The organism is Nakamurella lactea DSM 19367, from assembly GCF_000426645.1.
Lineage (GTDB): Bacteria > Actinomycetota > Actinomycetes > Mycobacteriales > Nakamurellaceae > Nakamurella > Nakamurella lactea.
The window spans coordinates 162,212-177,213 of sequence record NZ_AUFT01000011.1 but is presented as its reverse complement, the minus strand read 5'-3'; the positions used below and the strand labels follow the sequence as shown (position 1 = coordinate 177,213).

Genomic DNA, 15,002 nt, shown 5'->3' with positions numbered 1-15,002 from the left:
ACCGCCGTACAGTCGCCGGACATGACTGACCCGGCCCCGGCGGCCGAGCCGGCGACGGCGACCCCGCCGAACCTCCCGCTGCGCGACCGCCGGATCGACATCGTCTTCGCGGTCTTCTTCGCGGCGTTCACCATCACGTCGCTGATCAGCGATCTGTTGCCGACCGTTGGAGTCGACTTCACCCAGCCGTCGGACAATTTCTTCGTGCAGTCCAACTACTGGTACGCACACGACACCGACCCGCTGTTCATGACCCCGCCGGACTGGATGCGGATCGTCACCGGGCTGTCCGCGTTCGTCTACATGCCGTTCTATCCGGTGCTGGTGTACGCGCTGCTCCGCGGCCGGAACTGGATCCAGTTGCCGGCGGTCATCTACGCGACGATGATCGTCACCCTTACCGGCATCGTGGTGTTCGGCGTCGAGTTCTTCGGCGAGCAGCAGTGGCGCACCCCGAACCCGGCGAAGTTCCTGGCCTTCAACACCTGGTACGTGCTGGTGCCCTTGCTCTTGCTGATCCGGATGCGCAAGCCGCTGCCCTTCACCCGCCGGTTCTGAACCCGCGGGCTCTGAACCCGCCGGTGCTGAACCCGCCGCTGGTGCGGTCGGGCCGCAGGCTCAGGCCCAGCCGAGCTCGTCCAGCCGGTCGTCGTCGATGCCGAAGTGGTGGGCGACCTCGTGGATCACCGTGGTGGCAACCTGATGCCGCGCCGCGTCCTCGTCCCGGGCGAACCGCAGGATCGGCTCCCGGTAGATGGTGATGGTGTCCGGCAGGTGTCCCGAGTAGCTGCTGGTCCTACTGGTCAGCGCGACGCCGTGGTAGAGCCCGTACAGGCTGCGGGTCGGGTGCCGGTCCTCGACCAGCACCACGACGTTGTCCATCGCCCGGGTGAACTCCTCCGGGATCAGATCCAGCGCTTCCGACACCAGGTCGTCGAAGTCGCGGCGGGACATCTCGATGGACATGACCCCATTGTGCCGGGGTGTCGTGCGACGCCATCGCCCGTTCGCTGCTGGAGGAACCCGCGGTGCTCGGCCGGCGGCGCCGGCGGCCGGGATACGGTGTGCGCCATGGCGCCTGACACCGGTGGAACCAGGACGCTGCGCTGCGCCCGCTGCGGCGCCACCTTCTTCTGCCGGCCCGCCGGCAACTGCTGGTGCGCCACCGAATCGCTGCGGCTGCCCGTGCCGGCCGACGGCCAGGACTGCCTGTGCCGGGCCTGCCTGCAGCAGGTGGCGCTGGATGCCGACGACCCGCACGGCTGACGGTCGGCTGCGCGCGTGCAGCCGAGCATTCCAGGCCGCCAGGCAGAACCGACCGGCTGAGGTCCGACCCCGGTGGACCGACCCCGGTGGTCCGCGGAAATCCGGTCAGCGAGGTCGATAGGCTGATGCGGTGATCGACCTGCGAGAACTCCGCGACAATCCGGACACGGTCCGGGCCTCCCAGCGCGCCCGCGGGGCCGACGAGTCCGTGGTCGACGCGCTGCTGTCGGCCGATGCCGACCGTCGGGCGGCGGTGGCCGCCGCGGACGACCTGCGGGCGGAACAGAAGGCGTTCGGTCGAACGGTCGGCAAGGCCGCCAAGCAGGACCGGCCCGCGCTGCTGGACCGCGGCAAGGAGCTGTCCATCGAGGTGAAGGCCGCCGAGGCGGCCGAGACCGCGGCGAACGAGCGGCTGACGGCGGCGCACAAGGCGATCCCGAACGTCATCATCGACGGTGTCCCGGCCGGCGGTGAGGCCGACTTCGTGACGCTCAAGCACGTCGGGGAGCCGCGGTCTTTCGACTTCGCGCCGCTCGACCACCTCGAGATCGGCGAGCGGCTGCGGGCCATCGACATGGAGCGCGGCGCCAAGGTGTCCGGCGCGCGGTTCTACTTCCTGCGCGGGGTCGGCGCCCGGCTGCAGTGGGCGATGTTCAACCTGGCGATCGGCAAGGCGTTGGCAAACGGCTTCGTCCCGATCATTCCGCCGGTGCTGGTGAAGCCGGAATCCATGGAGGGCACCGGTTTTCTCGGCGAACACGTGGCCGAGGTGTACCACCTCGAGGAGGACGACCTGTTCCTGGTCGGCACCTCCGAGGTGCCGATGGCGGCGTATCACGGCGGCGAGATCCTCGACCTGGCCGACGGCCCGATCCGTTATGCCGGCCAGTCCTCCTGCTTCCGCCGGGAGGCCGGCAGCTACGGCAAGGACACCCGCGGGATCATCCGGGTGCACCAGTTCGACAAGGTGGAGATGTTCGTCTACTGCCGCCCGGAGGACGCCGAGGCCGAGCATCTGCGGTTGCTGTCGTACGAGGAGGACATGCTCGGCGCGATGGAGATCCCGTACCGGGTCATCGATGTGGCCGCCGGCGACCTGGGCACCTCGGCGGCGCGCAAGTACGACTGCGAGGCCTGGGTACCCACCCAGCACGCCTATCGCGAGCTCACCTCGACGTCCAACTGCACCACCTTCCAGGCCCGTCGGCTCGGCGTGCGGTACCGCGACGAGGCCGGTAAGCCGCAGGTCGCGGCGACCCTGAACGGCACCCTGGTGACCACCAGATGGATCGTGTCGATCCTGGAGAACCACCAGCAGGCCGACGGCAGTGTCGTTGTGCCGCAGGCGCTCCGGCCGTTCCTCGGGCTGGACGTTCTCGAACCGGCCTGAGCAGTTCGGCTTCCCTGAGAACCCGTCGCCAGTTGGCCCGATCCGGCCCGGAATCGCGGTTTTCGCTCGACTGGCGTCGAGTTTTCGTCGATCGGCCCTGGCGGGTGTGGCTCGCCGCTTCGGACTAGTCTGAGCCAGGTGAGCACCGGTGACCAGCGCGAACAGCACTTGCGCTACCTGCAGCGGGCCGTCGAGCTCGCCGACCACGGCATGCGCAGCGGCGACGGCGGGCCGTTCGGCGCGCTGGTGGTGCGCGGCGGCCAGGTACTCGCCGAGGGCTGGAACCGGGTGCTGGCCACCAACGATCCCACCGCCCACGCCGAGGTCACCGCGATCCGGGCAGCCTGCGCGGCGATCGGCAGCTTCCAGTTGACCGACGCGATCGTCTACTCCTCCTGCGAGCCCTGCCCGATGTGTCTTGGCGCGATGTACTGGGCCCGGCCGGCCGCGGTGTATTTCGCCGCTACCAGGGACGATGCGGCGGCCGGCGGCTTCGACGACTCGATGATCTATGACGAGATCGGCCTGGATCCGGCCGCCAGATCGATGGTGTTCCGGCAGCTGCCGGTAGCCGGGGCGGCCGAGGTCTTCAGTTCTTGGACCGACAAGGACGACCGCACCCCGTACTGAGCACGCCGTGCTGCCGGTCGAGGCGGGGCCGGGGCGCAGGGTCGAGGCGACTCGGCCGACCTGGGAGACTGGGGACGTGAGTAACGCTCCCCGCATGATCGTCACCGACCTGGACGGCACACTGCTGAACGAGGCCGGCCGGGTCTCCGATCGTAACGCCGCCGCACTGCGCCGGGCCCGTGAGGCGGGCGCGCTGGTGGTGGTGGCCACCGGTCGGCCGGTCTGGTGGCTGAACCCCGTGTTGGACGTCGGCTTCGAGGGCACCGCGATCTGCATGAACGGCGCGGTGGTGTTCGACGTCGCGGCCGAGGAGATGCTCGACGTCTCGCCGCTCACCCCGCAGACGATGCACGACTTCGTCGAGGAGTACACCGAGCACATCCCGAACTTCGCGCTGGCGGTCGAACGGCTCGGGTTCACCCAGAACGACGCCTGGTCCGAGCAGGAGTACGACCATCCTTGGGACGACGGCGACTTCCGGGTACTGCCGCGCTCCGAGCTGTTGTCCGAGCCGGCAGTGAAGATGTTGCTGCGTCAGGGAAATGACTCGTCGGTGCTGGCGGCCGCGGCCAAACAGGTGGCACCGGACCGGGTGTCGGTCACCTACTCGACCAACGCCGGGCTGATCGAGGTGGCAGCCGCCGGGGTGAACAAGGGCGCGGCGCTGCACCGATTGGCCGAACGGTTCGGCGTCGAGCCGGCCGAAGCGGTCGCCTTCGGCGACATGCCCAACGATGCCGAGATGCTGCGCTGGGCCGGCCGCTCGTTCGCCATGTCCGGCGCGCACCCGATCGCCCTGGCCGCGGCGTCCGACACCGCGCCGGACAACGACTCCGACGGCGTCGCCCAGGTACTCGAGCGCTGGTTCTGAAGCCCCCAGCCCCGGCGCTTATCAACGTCGGATGCGCTTGCGAAGTCCTCAAGTCTGGGGCTGGAGTGACGAAAGTCAACTACTCGGTAAGCGGCAGCAGGCGGGCCCCGACGACGAAGTCGGTGGGGAGTGATAAGCGCCGGGCTACAGGTACTGGCCGGTGCCGCCGGCGACGCCCGGCTCCTGGGGGTGCGCCGACTGGCCGGGCGGCAGCATGCCGCGACGGATCTGCTCGAGCTGGCTGCGGGCGGCCATCTGCTGGGCGAAGATGGCCGTCTGCAGGCCATGGAAAACGCCCTCCAGCCAGCCCACCAGCTGCGCCTGGGCGATCCGGAGTTCGGCATCGGAGGGCACCGAATCCTCGGTGAACGGCAGCGAGAGGCGCTCCAGCTCATCACGCAGCTCCGGCGTCAGCCCCTCCTCCAGCTCCTTGATCGACGCGGCATGGATCTCCTTGAGCCGCACCCGACTGGCCTCGTCCAACGGCGCCGCCCGCACCTCCTCCAGCAGCTGCTTGATCATTGTGCCGATCCGCATCACCTTGGCGGGTTCGCCGATCATCTCGGCCGGGCCGCCGGCGCCTTCGGCCTGGTCGTCGACCCCGGTGACAGTGTGTGCCGGGACATCGGCCATCCCTACCGGCTGCCCGTCCGGCCCGATCACCACCACTCGCCGCTGCTCGGTGCTGCCGGGGTTCTCCCTGTTGTCGGGATTCGTCATCGATCAGTGCCTTCCGATGTTCGCTGGTTGTCGTCGATACCGTCGTGCGTCGGGACCTGCAGCACCATCTTGCCGAAGTGGCCGCCGGCAACCAACCGCCGGTGGGCCTGGCCGGCCTGCGTCATCGGCAGCACAGTGTCGATGACCGGGCGGACCGTCCCGGCTGCGACCGGCGGCCAGAGCCGGTCCCGGACCTGTTGCACCACGGCCTGTTTGGAACCGGTTCCGGTCAGCGGCCGGAACCGCAGAGCGGTGGAGATCACCGAGCCCTGCTTGCGCATCAACGCCTGGATGTTCAGTTCGCCGGTGGTTCCGCCCTGCATTCCGACGACGACCAGGCGACCGCCCACCGCGAGGGCGGAAATGTTGCGCGACAGGTACTTCGCCCCCATGACGTCCAGGATCACGTCGGCGCCGCCGGCGTCCGCGATTCGCTCGACGAAGTCGTCGGTCCGATGGTTGATGAGCAGGTCGGCACCCAGCTCGGCGCACGCGGTCAGGGTCTCGGCGCGCCCGGCGGTGACGGCAACCCCGGCCCCGAGCGCCTTCCCCACCTGGATCGCCATGGTGCCGATGCCGGAGCCGCCGCCGTGCACCAGCAGGGTCTGACCTGCCGACAACCCGGCGGCCATCACCAGGTTCGACCACACCGTGCAGGCCGCCTCGGGCAGTGCGGCGGCGGACACCAGGTCGACGCCGTCCGGCACCGGCAGCAGTTGCTGCACCGGTACCGCCACCAGTTCGGCGTAACCACCCCCGGCCAGCAGGGCACAGCACTGGTCGCCGACGGACCAGCCGTCGACGCCGTCGCCGACCGCGGCGATCCGGCCGGAGCATTCCAGCCCGAGGATCTGGCTGGCACCCGGCGGCGGCGCGTAGTTTCCCGCTGCCTGCAGCACGTCGGCGCGATTGACGGCGCTCGCGGTGACGGCGATCAGCACCTCGCCCGGACCGGGCGTCGGGTCGGGGACCTGTGCCCAGCCGAGCACCGGCGGCGTCGCGCCGTTACTCGGTCCGGAGTCCTGCACCGTCACTGCCCACATGATGGCCACCTTAAGCGCACCGGCCCGACACGGCTGCGGGCGACGTCGTCGTTGCTGGCAGGCTGTCGTCATGACCTCCGTCGCCGGCAGCGCCGGTCCGCTCCGGCGTCGGGGAATCGACCGGGCACCGCCCGCTGCCTTGTTCGTGGTCTCGGGTTTCAGCCAGTATTACGGTGCGGCGCTGGCCGTCGGGCTGTTCGCCACCCTTCCGGCGCTCGGGGTGTCGTGGTGGCGGATCGCGCTGTCGGCCGTGTTCCTGTTGCTCTGGCGCCGGCCGTGGCGCTCACGCTGGACAGCCCGGGAACTCGGGGCCTCGGCGTTGTTCGGCATCGTGTTGGCCGCGATGAACCTGGCGTTCTACCTGGCCATCGACCACCTACCGCTGGGCATCGCGGTCTCCATCGAGTTCCTCGGTCCGGTCGCCGTGGCCGCGATCACCGGCCGTGGCCGGCGGGAGCGCTGGGGGATCGTGCTGGCCGCGGCCGGGGTGGTGCTGCTGGCGGCGAGCACGCTGTCGATCGGTGGTTGGTCGACCTCGATCGTCGTCGGGCTGGTAGCCATCGTGGTCTCCGGAGCCTGTTGGGCCGGCTACATCCTGCTCGGCCGGCGGATCGCCACCCGCCGCGATGGCATCGGCTCGCTCGCCGTCGGAATGACGGCCGGTGCGTTGGTCTTCGTCCCGTTCGGCGTCGGCTCGTTCGTCGCGGTGGTCACCGACGTGCGTGCGCTGTTGCTGCTCGCCGGCGTCGCGCTGTTCAGCTCCGTGCTGCCCTACGCGATCGAACAGGTGGTGCTGCGGCGGGTGACGGCGGCCCAGTTCGCCATTCTGCTCGCCCTACTGCCGCTGGCCGCCGCGATCGTCGGAGCGGTTGTGCTGCACCAGCTTCCGAGCCCGTGGGAGATCGTCGGGATGGCCCTGGTGTGCATCGCGATCGCGTTGTCCACCGACCGCAGCACGCCGTCGGAGACCGCCTGAGACCGTGGCGATGCCGCACGGCGCGTCCGCCTCGTTCCCAATCAGTGGGAGCGAGTTACGCCATTTGGGTGATTCGACGCCTGATCGCGTGCGCGAGCGATGACTTAGTCGTCATACGGACGTGACGCACCCAGCTGCTGTGGCGATCGGGTCTTCGACGACCGTGAGCGCCGCTGTCGGCGATGTGGTCGGCGCCGCCGATGGCGACGCAGCCGGTGAGGCAGCCGGTGACGCAGCCGGTCACGCTGGTGGCGACGCCGGACGTCTGGCAGACCTGGCTCTGCGTGCGGCGGTACACGGCCACAGCGCCGTCGCCGTCGACCGGCTGATCGACGCCGAGCGCGCTGTCCGGGTGGCGCCGGTGGGCTGGAGGGTCCGCCGCACGCTGGCCCGGTCCTACCGGCACCTGCGCATGTACGAGCTGGCCGTTCCACACCTGCAACGAGCCCCGATCGGGCACCGCCACGAGCTCGCCGAACTGCACCTGATCTGGGCCGACGAGCTGGACCAGGTCGCGGGGGCTGACGGTTGGTCCGGCCGTCGCGGGGATCGGTCCTCGCGCGATGCGGCCGCCGCGCATCGGCGGCGGGCGGAGCTCCACCTGACGACGATGCGGGATCGCCAGGACGACCCACCATTGGTCGCAGCACTGATGGATGAGTGCCGAATCGCGGCCGACCCCGCAGCGGTCGACACGATTTCGGACCATCCGGAAGCCGGTCTGCTGCCGGGGGCCCGGGTCCGCGGCTACGCAGCGCGGTGCCGCGCCATGGTCCGGCTCGGTCGGTTGCCGGAGGCGCTGTGGCACGGTCGTCGGGCGATCGAGCTTGCCGGCCAGACCCCTGAGGACCGGACAACTGCGCGTTCCGGGCACTACGCGCTGCACTGTGCCGAACTGGCCGCGGCGTCACCGGGCGCGGTGGTTGCCGACCCGTTGGTGACCGCGGCGGCCCGCCGGTTGTGGCTGGAGCGATCGCATGCCATGGATGCTGCCGGCCTGCGCCGCGACTCCGCGCTGCTCGACGCGCAACGGGAGGCTGCCGAGCGGCTGGCCGCCGTCGACCCGCTCACCTCGCTGGCAAATCGCGAGACGTTGAGCAGCTGGCTGGCCCAGCGGCCGGCCGGGCCGATGTCCATCGTGATGGTCGACCTCACCGCCTTCAAGACGGTCAACGACACCTTCGGGCACCCGGTCGGGGACCAGGTGTTGGTCCGGGTGGCCAACGCCCTTGCGATCGCCGCATCGGACAGTCTGGTCTGCCGCTTCGGCGGTGACGAGTTCGTGGTGGCCAACGACAGGGATGATCACCGGGTTGCGACGACGGTGCTGGCCATCCGGCGGGCACTCAGCGAACTCGATCTCGGCGATCTGCTCGGCGGACCGCTGCCAGGCTGCGAAATCGGCTGGGCCGTCGGCAGGCTGGGAGGTCCTACCGGTGGCCTGCTCGCCGAGGCGGATCGCCGGCTGCTCGAGGCGAAACGCCGGCGGAGTCGGTGAGCGTCGATCTCGAGGACGCGCTGACCCGCGCGCAACGCGGCGAGCACGAAGCCGTCCGCCAGGAGCTGCGGGCGGAAGTCGCCAGGACCAGCGCGGCGGCGCAGCGGCTGCCGATCCTGATCACCCTCGGAGCGGTCGAGTACTACGCGGGCGAGTTCCGTGGCAGCGTCCAGACCTGCGGCCTGGCCGCGGAACTGGCTCGGGAACTGCGGGCGCCGGGTTGGCTCGGCTACGGCTTGTCGGTACGGGCCGGCTCCTGGATCGAGCTCGGCGAGGTCGGGGGGGCCACCGACGACCTACTGCAGGCCGAACTGGTGTTGCACCGGATCGGGGACTCCGACCCGTTTGCCGGCCGGATCCGCCGGAGCCTGGCCGGCAGCTACGCCGAGCTGGAGTTGTTCGAGCAGGCTCTGCTGCACATGTCCGGCGTCGGTACCGACGAGGCGAACCGGATCGCCGACACCATCAACAGGAGCAACCTGCACTTGCGATGGGCCCGTTGGTTGCATCGCGTCGATCCGTCCGACCGGCCTGGACCGCAACAGCGCGAACACCTGCTGGCCGCGGCCGCCGGCCTGCAAACAGCTGCCGAGCTGATCGAGCGCGGGCCGCGGACCTGGGGGGCGCTGGTCGACAAGATGCGCAAAGAGACGGCCGCCCAACTGGATCCGGCTGCGGGAGTCGAGCCTTTGCGGGCGTTGATCGACGACGGAGTCGACACCGGGCTGGCCAACACCACCGCGGTCAGTCTTGCGACGTTGGTGACCGCGCTGCGCAGCCTCGGCAGGTTGGACGAGTCGGAAAAGGCCGGGCGGCGCGCGCTGGAGCTGATCGAGGATCCGCGGATCTACGCCGAGACGGTGACCGACGTCCTGTTCGCTGTGCATCGCACGCAGCGTGCGCTCGGTGTGGCCGGCGCCGCTGCTGCCGATGGGTATCTGGCCGCGACGTCCGGCGAACTACTGCGGCTGCGCCAGGAACGTGCCGACGCGTTCGCCGCCCAGCTCGAGCACGAACTGCGCCGACAGGCGCTCAGGGACCTGCGTGAACGTGCCCATCGCGATCCACTCACCGGCTTGGGGAATCGCCGGGCACTGGCCGCCTGGTTCGCCGAGCACCCGAGGGGGCCGGCGGCGATCGCACTGTTGGATCTGGACAATTTCAAGCTGATCAACGACTCCTACGGCCATGTCGTCGGGGACGCCGTGCTGGTCAGGCTCGCTGATGCCCTGACCGCGACGCTGGAGCCGGGGGCCACCGTCATCCGTTACGGCGGCGACGAGTTCGTCGTCGTCCACGCCACGGGGCTGGACCCGTCCGATCGATGGACCGAGCAGATACGTTCTGTAGCAACGACATTGAATATCGACGACATTGCCCCTGGGCAGCGGCTGTCGGCCAGCATTGGTGTACGGACAGCGTCGCCGGAGCAGGACACTCGGCTGCTGCTCGACCAGGCCGATGCGCTGATGTACCGAAACAAGGAGCCACGCGGCGCCCGGTAGCAGCCGGGTGGTCGCGCGCGAACCGGTTGATCGCGGTGCGTCAGCCCAGGTCTTTGGCGCCGAAGGTGTCGCACTGGGCCGGGTCGCCGGTCGAAAAGCCCTGTCGGAACCACTTCTCGCGTTGCGCCGAGGTGCCGTGGGTGTACTGCGACGGGTCCGACCGGCCGCTGCCCAGGTGGGTCTGGATGTAGTCGTCGCCGATCTTGGAAGCGGTGTCCAGGGCGTCGGAGATGTCCTGGTCGGTGATGTCGCTGATCAGGATCTGGCCGTCCGCGCCAGGGGTGGAGGTGGCGTTCTTCGCCCACACGCCCGCATAGCAGTCGGCCTGCAGCTCCAGTCGGACCGATCCCGAGGTCGGACCGCTGTCCGAGCCGACCCGGTCGGAGGTGCCCAGCAGGGCCTGGATGTGGTGGCCGTATTCGTGGGCCAGCACGTAACCCTCGGCGAAAACGCCACCGTTGGTGCCGAACTGTGTCTTCAGGTCCTGCCAGAACGACAGGTCGATGTACACCTGGTTGTCGGCCGGGCAGTAGAACGGGCCCATCCCGGAGCTGCCCTGGCCGCAACCGGTCGAAACCGCCTGGCTGTAGAAGACCGTCGTCGCTTCCGGGTAGGTCTTGCCGGTGGACTTGAACTGGTTGGCCCAGTAGTCCTGGATCGAATTGACGAACCCGACCACCCGGCAGTCGTCCTTGGCGTTGGCGTCGGCGCCGGTTCTGCACTCGGAGGCCAGGGCCGAGGCGTCGACGTTGTCGCCGGTGGCGGCCGCCTGCTGCAGCAGACTGCTGCCACCGCTCGCGCTGCCGGTGTCGGAGCCGCCGCCGAACTTGCCGCCGAACAGCTGGATGGCGATCAGCACGATCGCGACGACCAGGCCGATGCCGCCGCCGGCCTTGCCGATCGGGATGCCGCCGAGGCCACCACCGCCGAGACCGCCCCCGCCACCGCCGCTGCTGCCGCGTTGGTCGGAGATCTGGCCGGTGTTCAGCGAAGCACCTTCGTTGAACTTCACCATCGTTGTTGAGCTCCTCGGTGGCCGGTGCCGCTGGAGTCCGACCCGGACCAGCGGATGCGCCAATCACTGTAGTGCCGTCGTGCGGCTTCGGCTCCCGTTCGGCCTATCGACGGCCGGCGCGTTGCCCCGAACGGACGCAGTGCCGGTTCCAACGCAAACGGGTAGGGAGTGCTTCGTAACCGAATTGGTTTCGTTTGATTTCGTTGGATTGACGTTCGATCGACGCTCTGCTTACAGTTCGCGGATCCGCCGGTCCGGCGGGTTGGTCAGGAAACTCAGCGCCGAGTCGTCGGAGGTAGCACCTGTGGCATCGCTCGACGAATTCGACCGGGCCCAGTCCATCCTGGTCGAGCTGGACCGCACCGGTCGGGTGATGGTGGCCGAACTGGCGAAGCGCTTCAAGGTCTCCGCGGTGACCATCCGCAAGGATCTGGACGCGCTGGAGCGCCGGTCGATGTTGCGCCGGGTGCGCGGCGGCGCGGTCACCGCCGGCGATACCGACGAGGGCGCCTTCGACATGCGGATCCGGCATTCGATGCGCGCGAAGCAGGCGATCGGGGCGGCGGTGGCCCCGTTGGTGCGCAACGGCGACGTGATCGCCCTCGACTCCTCGACCACCTGCTACTACCTGGCCACCGAGCTGCTGGACCGGCGCAATCTGGTGGTGGTGACCAATGGGCTGCGGGTCGCTCAGTTGTTCCTGGCCCAGTCGACCGCGATGGTGCTGATGCCCGGCGGCGTGCTGCGCCGTTCCGCCGAGTCGATGGTCGGCCCGATCGGCGATGTGCTGTCCGGTCGCGGTCGGATCGACAAGGGGTTCTTCGGCCTGATGGGCCTGTCCACCGACCTCGGGCTGCTGGACATGGTGGCCGAGGAGGCACACACCAAGAAGTTCATCGCCGATGCCTGCAACCAGGTCTACGGACTGTTCGATTCCTCGAAGGTCGGAAGGTTCGGCCTGCACTCGTTCGCCTCCACTGACCGGATCGAAGCGCTGTACACCGACGAGGGCATCGAGCAGTCGGTGGTGGGTGAGTGGGCGGCGGCCGGCGTGCCGATCCATACCGTCGTGGTCTCCGCCGAGCTGGTCGACCTGCCGTTCCGCGCCGCCGCAGCCGGCGGTCGCCGGCCAAGGGCGGCGGGTCAGCGATGATCCAGTGGCAGGCGGGCCGATGAGCGCCCGGACGGTGGCGGCGGTCGATCTCGGTGCCGAGAGCGGCCGGGTGATGGCCGTCTCGTTCGACGGAACTCGGTTGCAGCAAAGGATTGTCAACCGGTTCGCGAACGTGCCGCACGAGCACGGCGGTCGGTTGCGCTGGGATGTCGATCGGCTCGGCAGCGACATCGACGCGGGGCTGACGGAGCTGGCCGCGGGGCCAGATCCGGTCGCCTCGGTCGGAGTGGACACCTGGGGCGTCGACTACGGCTTGTTCGACGCCGACGGCGCCCTGCTGGAAGACCCGATGTGTTACCGGGACGGGCGGCGGGTGGCCGCCCTCGAACGGGCATTGCGGACGGTCGGACCGGAGCGGCTGTACAACGCCACCGGTGTGCAGATCCTTTCCATCAACGGCATTTTCGGCATGATGGACGACGCCGAGTATCGGCCCGACCTGCTGCGCCGGGCCGAGACCCTGCAGATGATGCCGGATGTTTTCCACCACCTGCTGTCGGGCGCCACCGTCACCGACTACACCGCTGCCTCCACCTCCGGTGCTTACGACATGGCCGGGAACCGTTGGGCAACAGAGCTTCTCGACGATCTGGGAGTGCCGACCGGCATGCTGCCCGAGGTCGTCGCGCCCGGCACCGATGTCGGCGCGCTCCGCGGGGCGACGGCGACCGGAGCGCTGGCCGGCGCCAGGGTGATCGTGCCGGCCGGGCACGACACGGCCAGCGCAGTGGTCGCCGTGCCCTATGTCGACGACGGCGCGATGTTCATCTCCTCCGGCACCTGGTCGCTGGCCGGGGTCGAGGTCGACAAGGCGGTTGTCAGCGAGACCACCAGAGCGGCGAATCTGACCAACGAGGGTGGCTACCGTGGCTCGATCCGGTTGCTGCGCAACGTGATGGGCCTGTGGATCCTGCAGGAGTGCCGTCGGCAGTGGCAACGCGAGGGCGTCGAGTTGAGCTATCCGGAGCTCGCGGACCAGGCCGCCGCGGCGGACGGGCTGGTGTCGATCATCAACCCGGACGCCCAGGAGTTCCTGCCGCCCGGCGACATGCCGACTCGGATCCGCGAGTACTGCGCCCGCACCGGGCAGCCGGTGCCGCAGAGCTTCGGTGCGGTCGCCAGATGCATTCTCGACTCGCTGGCGCTCGGCTATCGAAGCGTGCTGGAGGATGTCACGGCGGCCACCGGTGAACGGCCGCCGTCGATCTCGGTGGTGGGCGGCGGGGTCAACAATGTCCTGCTGTCCCAGCTCACCTCGGACGCGGCCGGGGTGCCGGTGCACTGCGGTCCGGCCGAGGCGACGGCGCTGGGCAACGCCGCGGTCCAACTGGTCGCGCTCGGCGAACTGGACGGCCCGGAACAGATCCGCGAGGTCGTCGCCGCCGGCACCGAGATCACCTCCTACCTACCACGATCGGACGCCCGCTGGAGCGGCGCAGCCGAACAATTGCAGGCGCTCCGCGAAGCGGACCTCGGCGATGGCCCTGGCCGCGGCAGTGGGGAGGGCCGATGAGGTGACACCGCGGGAAACCGCGCCCTACCAGCGGGAAACCGCGCGCCGTACCAGCGGGAGACCGCTCACCAGAACAGCGGGAGACCGCGCACCAGAACAGCGGGAGACCGCGCAATAACAGGAGGAAAGGAATGACCCGCACTCGCAAGATCTCGGCGATCATCGCCATCGGTCTCGCTGCATCACTGGCGTTGGCCGGCTGTACCAAGAAGAACGAGGACACCGCATCGGCCGGGGCCGGCACCACCGCCGCCTCGGACACGGCTGCGGCTTCGGACACCGCTGCGGCTTCGGACACGGCTGCGGCCTCGGACACGGCTGCGGCTTCGGACACGGCTGCGGCGTCCGACACGGCTGCGGCCTCGGACACGGCTGCGGCCTCCGATACGGCAGGTTCCGCTGCGGGTGGGGCGCCGGTGAAGGCGTCGAAGAACTTCAAGATCGCCTTCGTGCCGAAGCTGCAGGGCATCCCGTACTTCGAGGCGATGAACGCCGGCGGCGAGAAGGCCGCCAAGGACCTCGGCGTGCAGTGGCTGTACCAGGGCCCGACCACGGCGGATGCCGCGCAGCAGGCGCAGATCGCCCGCTCGTTCATCCAACAGAAGGTCGACGCGCTGTTCGTCGCGCCCAACGACCCGAACTCGATGGCGCCGGTGCTCAAGCAGGCCGACGCCGCCGGGATCAAGGTCGGCACCTCCGACACCGACGCGCCGGATTCGGTCCGGCAGATCTTCGTCGAGCAGGCTTCGACCGAGGGCATCGGTACCGCGCTCACCGAGCAGCTGATGAAGGCCATGGGCGGTAAGGGCAAGTACGCCATCGTGTCCTGCGGCGAGACCGCGGAGAACCTCAACTCCTGGATCAAGGTGCAGAAGCAGGTGGCGGCCGACAAGTACCCGGACGCCGAGCTGGTCGACGTGGTCTACGCCGGTGAGGACCAGGGCAAGGCGACCTCGATGGCCACCGACCTGATGAACGCCCACCCGGACCTCACCGGTCTGGTCGGAGAGTGCACCTCGTCGGCACCCGGTGTGGCCCAGGCGGTCAAGGACGCCGGCAAGATCGGCACGGTCTTCACCGTCGGGCTTGGTACCCCGCTGTCGATGGCCCCGTACCTGAAGGACGGTTCATCGTCAGCCTCGATCCTCTGGGACGTCCAGGGACTTGGCTACCTGACCGTCTGGGCCGGCGTGCAGCTGGCCGAGGGCACCGAGATCGCGGCCAAGCCACAGGTGTCCGCGGACCTGAAGGACGTGTCCTACGACGCGGCCAGCAAGACGCTGCTGCTCGGTCCGCCGTTGGTGCTGACCAAGGACAACGTCGGCGACTTCAACTACTGATCCATCCGCTCCCGGCGACCGGCGGCCGTCGCCGCCCGGTCGCCGGGGGCACCCGACATCC

At 69.4% G+C, this 15,002-nt stretch carries 15 protein-coding genes; 11 read left to right on the top strand and 4 right to left on the bottom strand.

What is annotated here, in order from left to right; translation table 11 throughout:
• The first annotated feature begins 21 nt into the window (after positions 1-21).
• A complete protein-coding gene (locus tag K340_RS0112775) occupies positions 22-558 on the top strand; it encodes an EXPERA domain-containing protein (protein WP_051266097.1) in 537 nt (178 codons plus the stop codon).
• Positions 559-618: 60 nt separating this feature from the next.
• On the opposite strand, the gene K340_RS0112770 is transcribed toward K340_RS0112775, so the two are convergent.
• Positions 619-966: a metallopeptidase family protein gene (locus K340_RS0112770; protein ID WP_029136999.1), complete on the bottom strand. Its 348-nt coding sequence runs from the start codon at positions 964-966 to the stop codon at positions 619-621.
• 105 nt (positions 967-1,071) lie between these two features.
• On the opposite strand from K340_RS0112770, the gene K340_RS0112765 reads away from it, so the two are divergent.
• The 4 genes from K340_RS0112765 (at position 1,072) to K340_RS0112750 (ending at position 4,157) form a co-directional block, all read left to right on the top strand.
• Entirely contained in the window at positions 1,072-1,266 is a 195-nt protein-coding gene (locus K340_RS0112765) for a cysteine-rich CWC family protein (RefSeq protein WP_037364444.1), read from the top strand.
• A 130-nt stretch (positions 1,267-1,396) separates the two neighbouring features.
• Positions 1,397-2,656 (top strand): serine--tRNA ligase, encoded by a 1,260-nt coding sequence (gene serS / locus K340_RS0112760; protein ID WP_029136997.1) that lies wholly within the window; start codon positions 1,397-1,399, stop codon positions 2,654-2,656.
• Positions 2,657-2,794: 138 nt separating this feature from the next.
• On the top strand, positions 2,795-3,286 hold the full coding sequence (locus K340_RS37295; RefSeq protein ID WP_281170720.1) for a nucleoside deaminase: 492 nt from the start codon (positions 2,795-2,797) through the stop codon (positions 3,284-3,286).
• A 76-nt stretch (positions 3,287-3,362) separates the two neighbouring features.
• Positions 3,363-4,157 carry an HAD family hydrolase gene (locus K340_RS0112750; protein ID WP_154674231.1) on the top strand — a complete coding sequence of 265 codons (795 nt, stop codon included), beginning with the start codon at positions 3,363-3,365 and terminating at the stop codon, positions 4,155-4,157.
• Positions 4,158-4,301: 144 nt separating this feature from the next.
• Here the strand turns inward: K340_RS0112750 and K340_RS0112745 are convergent, their stop codons facing one another.
• A complete protein-coding gene (locus K340_RS0112745) occupies positions 4,302-4,877 on the bottom strand; it encodes a bacterial proteasome activator family protein (RefSeq protein WP_029136994.1) in 576 nt (191 codons plus the stop codon).
• Complete coding sequence (locus tag K340_RS29740; RefSeq protein ID WP_051266195.1) at positions 4,874-5,920, bottom strand: NAD(P)H-quinone oxidoreductase; 1,047 nt, start codon at positions 5,918-5,920, stop codon at positions 4,874-4,876. The genes K340_RS0112745 and K340_RS29740 overlap by 4 nt, the downstream gene beginning before the upstream one ends.
• A gap of 70 nt (positions 5,921-5,990) precedes the next feature.
• On the opposite strand from K340_RS29740, the gene K340_RS0112735 reads away from it, so the two are divergent.
• From K340_RS0112735 to K340_RS29735, 3 genes are all read left to right on the top strand, one after another.
• The gene (locus tag K340_RS0112735; protein WP_084614371.1) at positions 5,991-6,896 is read left to right on the top strand and encodes an EamA family transporter; all 906 of its coding nucleotides are present in this window, start codon (positions 5,991-5,993) and stop codon (positions 6,894-6,896) included.
• 163 nt (positions 6,897-7,059) lie between these two features.
• Positions 7,060-8,394 carry a sensor domain-containing diguanylate cyclase gene (locus K340_RS0112730; RefSeq protein WP_154674230.1) on the top strand — a complete coding sequence of 445 codons (1,335 nt, stop codon included), beginning with the start codon at positions 7,060-7,062 and terminating at the stop codon, positions 8,392-8,394.
• Positions 8,391-9,899 carry a GGDEF domain-containing protein gene (locus tag K340_RS29735; protein ID WP_037364442.1) on the top strand — a complete coding sequence of 503 codons (1,509 nt, stop codon included), beginning with the start codon at positions 8,391-8,393 and terminating at the stop codon, positions 9,897-9,899. The genes K340_RS0112730 and K340_RS29735 overlap by 4 nt, the downstream gene beginning before the upstream one ends.
• A 40-nt stretch (positions 9,900-9,939) precedes the next feature.
• Here K340_RS29735 and ypfJ read toward each other — a convergent pair whose 3' ends face one another.
• Positions 9,940-10,911, bottom strand: a complete 972-nt coding sequence (ypfJ, locus tag K340_RS0112720; protein ID WP_029136991.1) for a KPN_02809 family neutral zinc metallopeptidase — start codon at positions 10,909-10,911, stop codon at positions 9,940-9,942.
• Positions 10,912-11,218: 307 nt separating this feature from the next.
• Here ypfJ and K340_RS29730 point away from each other — a divergent pair, with 307 nt between their 5' ends.
• From K340_RS29730 to K340_RS29720, 3 genes are all read left to right on the top strand, one after another.
• Complete coding sequence (locus K340_RS29730; protein WP_051266096.1) at positions 11,219-12,067, top strand: DeoR/GlpR family DNA-binding transcription regulator; 849 nt, start codon at positions 11,219-11,221, stop codon at positions 12,065-12,067.
• 19 nt (positions 12,068-12,086) lie between these two features.
• Complete coding sequence (locus K340_RS29725) at positions 12,087-13,601, top strand: rhamnulokinase (protein ID WP_051266093.1); 1,515 nt, start codon at positions 12,087-12,089, stop codon at positions 13,599-13,601.
• Positions 13,602-13,732: 131 nt separating this feature from the next.
• A complete protein-coding gene (locus tag K340_RS29720; protein ID WP_029136990.1) occupies positions 13,733-14,941 on the top strand; it encodes an autoinducer 2 ABC transporter substrate-binding protein in 1,209 nt (402 codons plus the stop codon).
• Positions 14,942-15,002 lie beyond the last annotated feature (61 nt).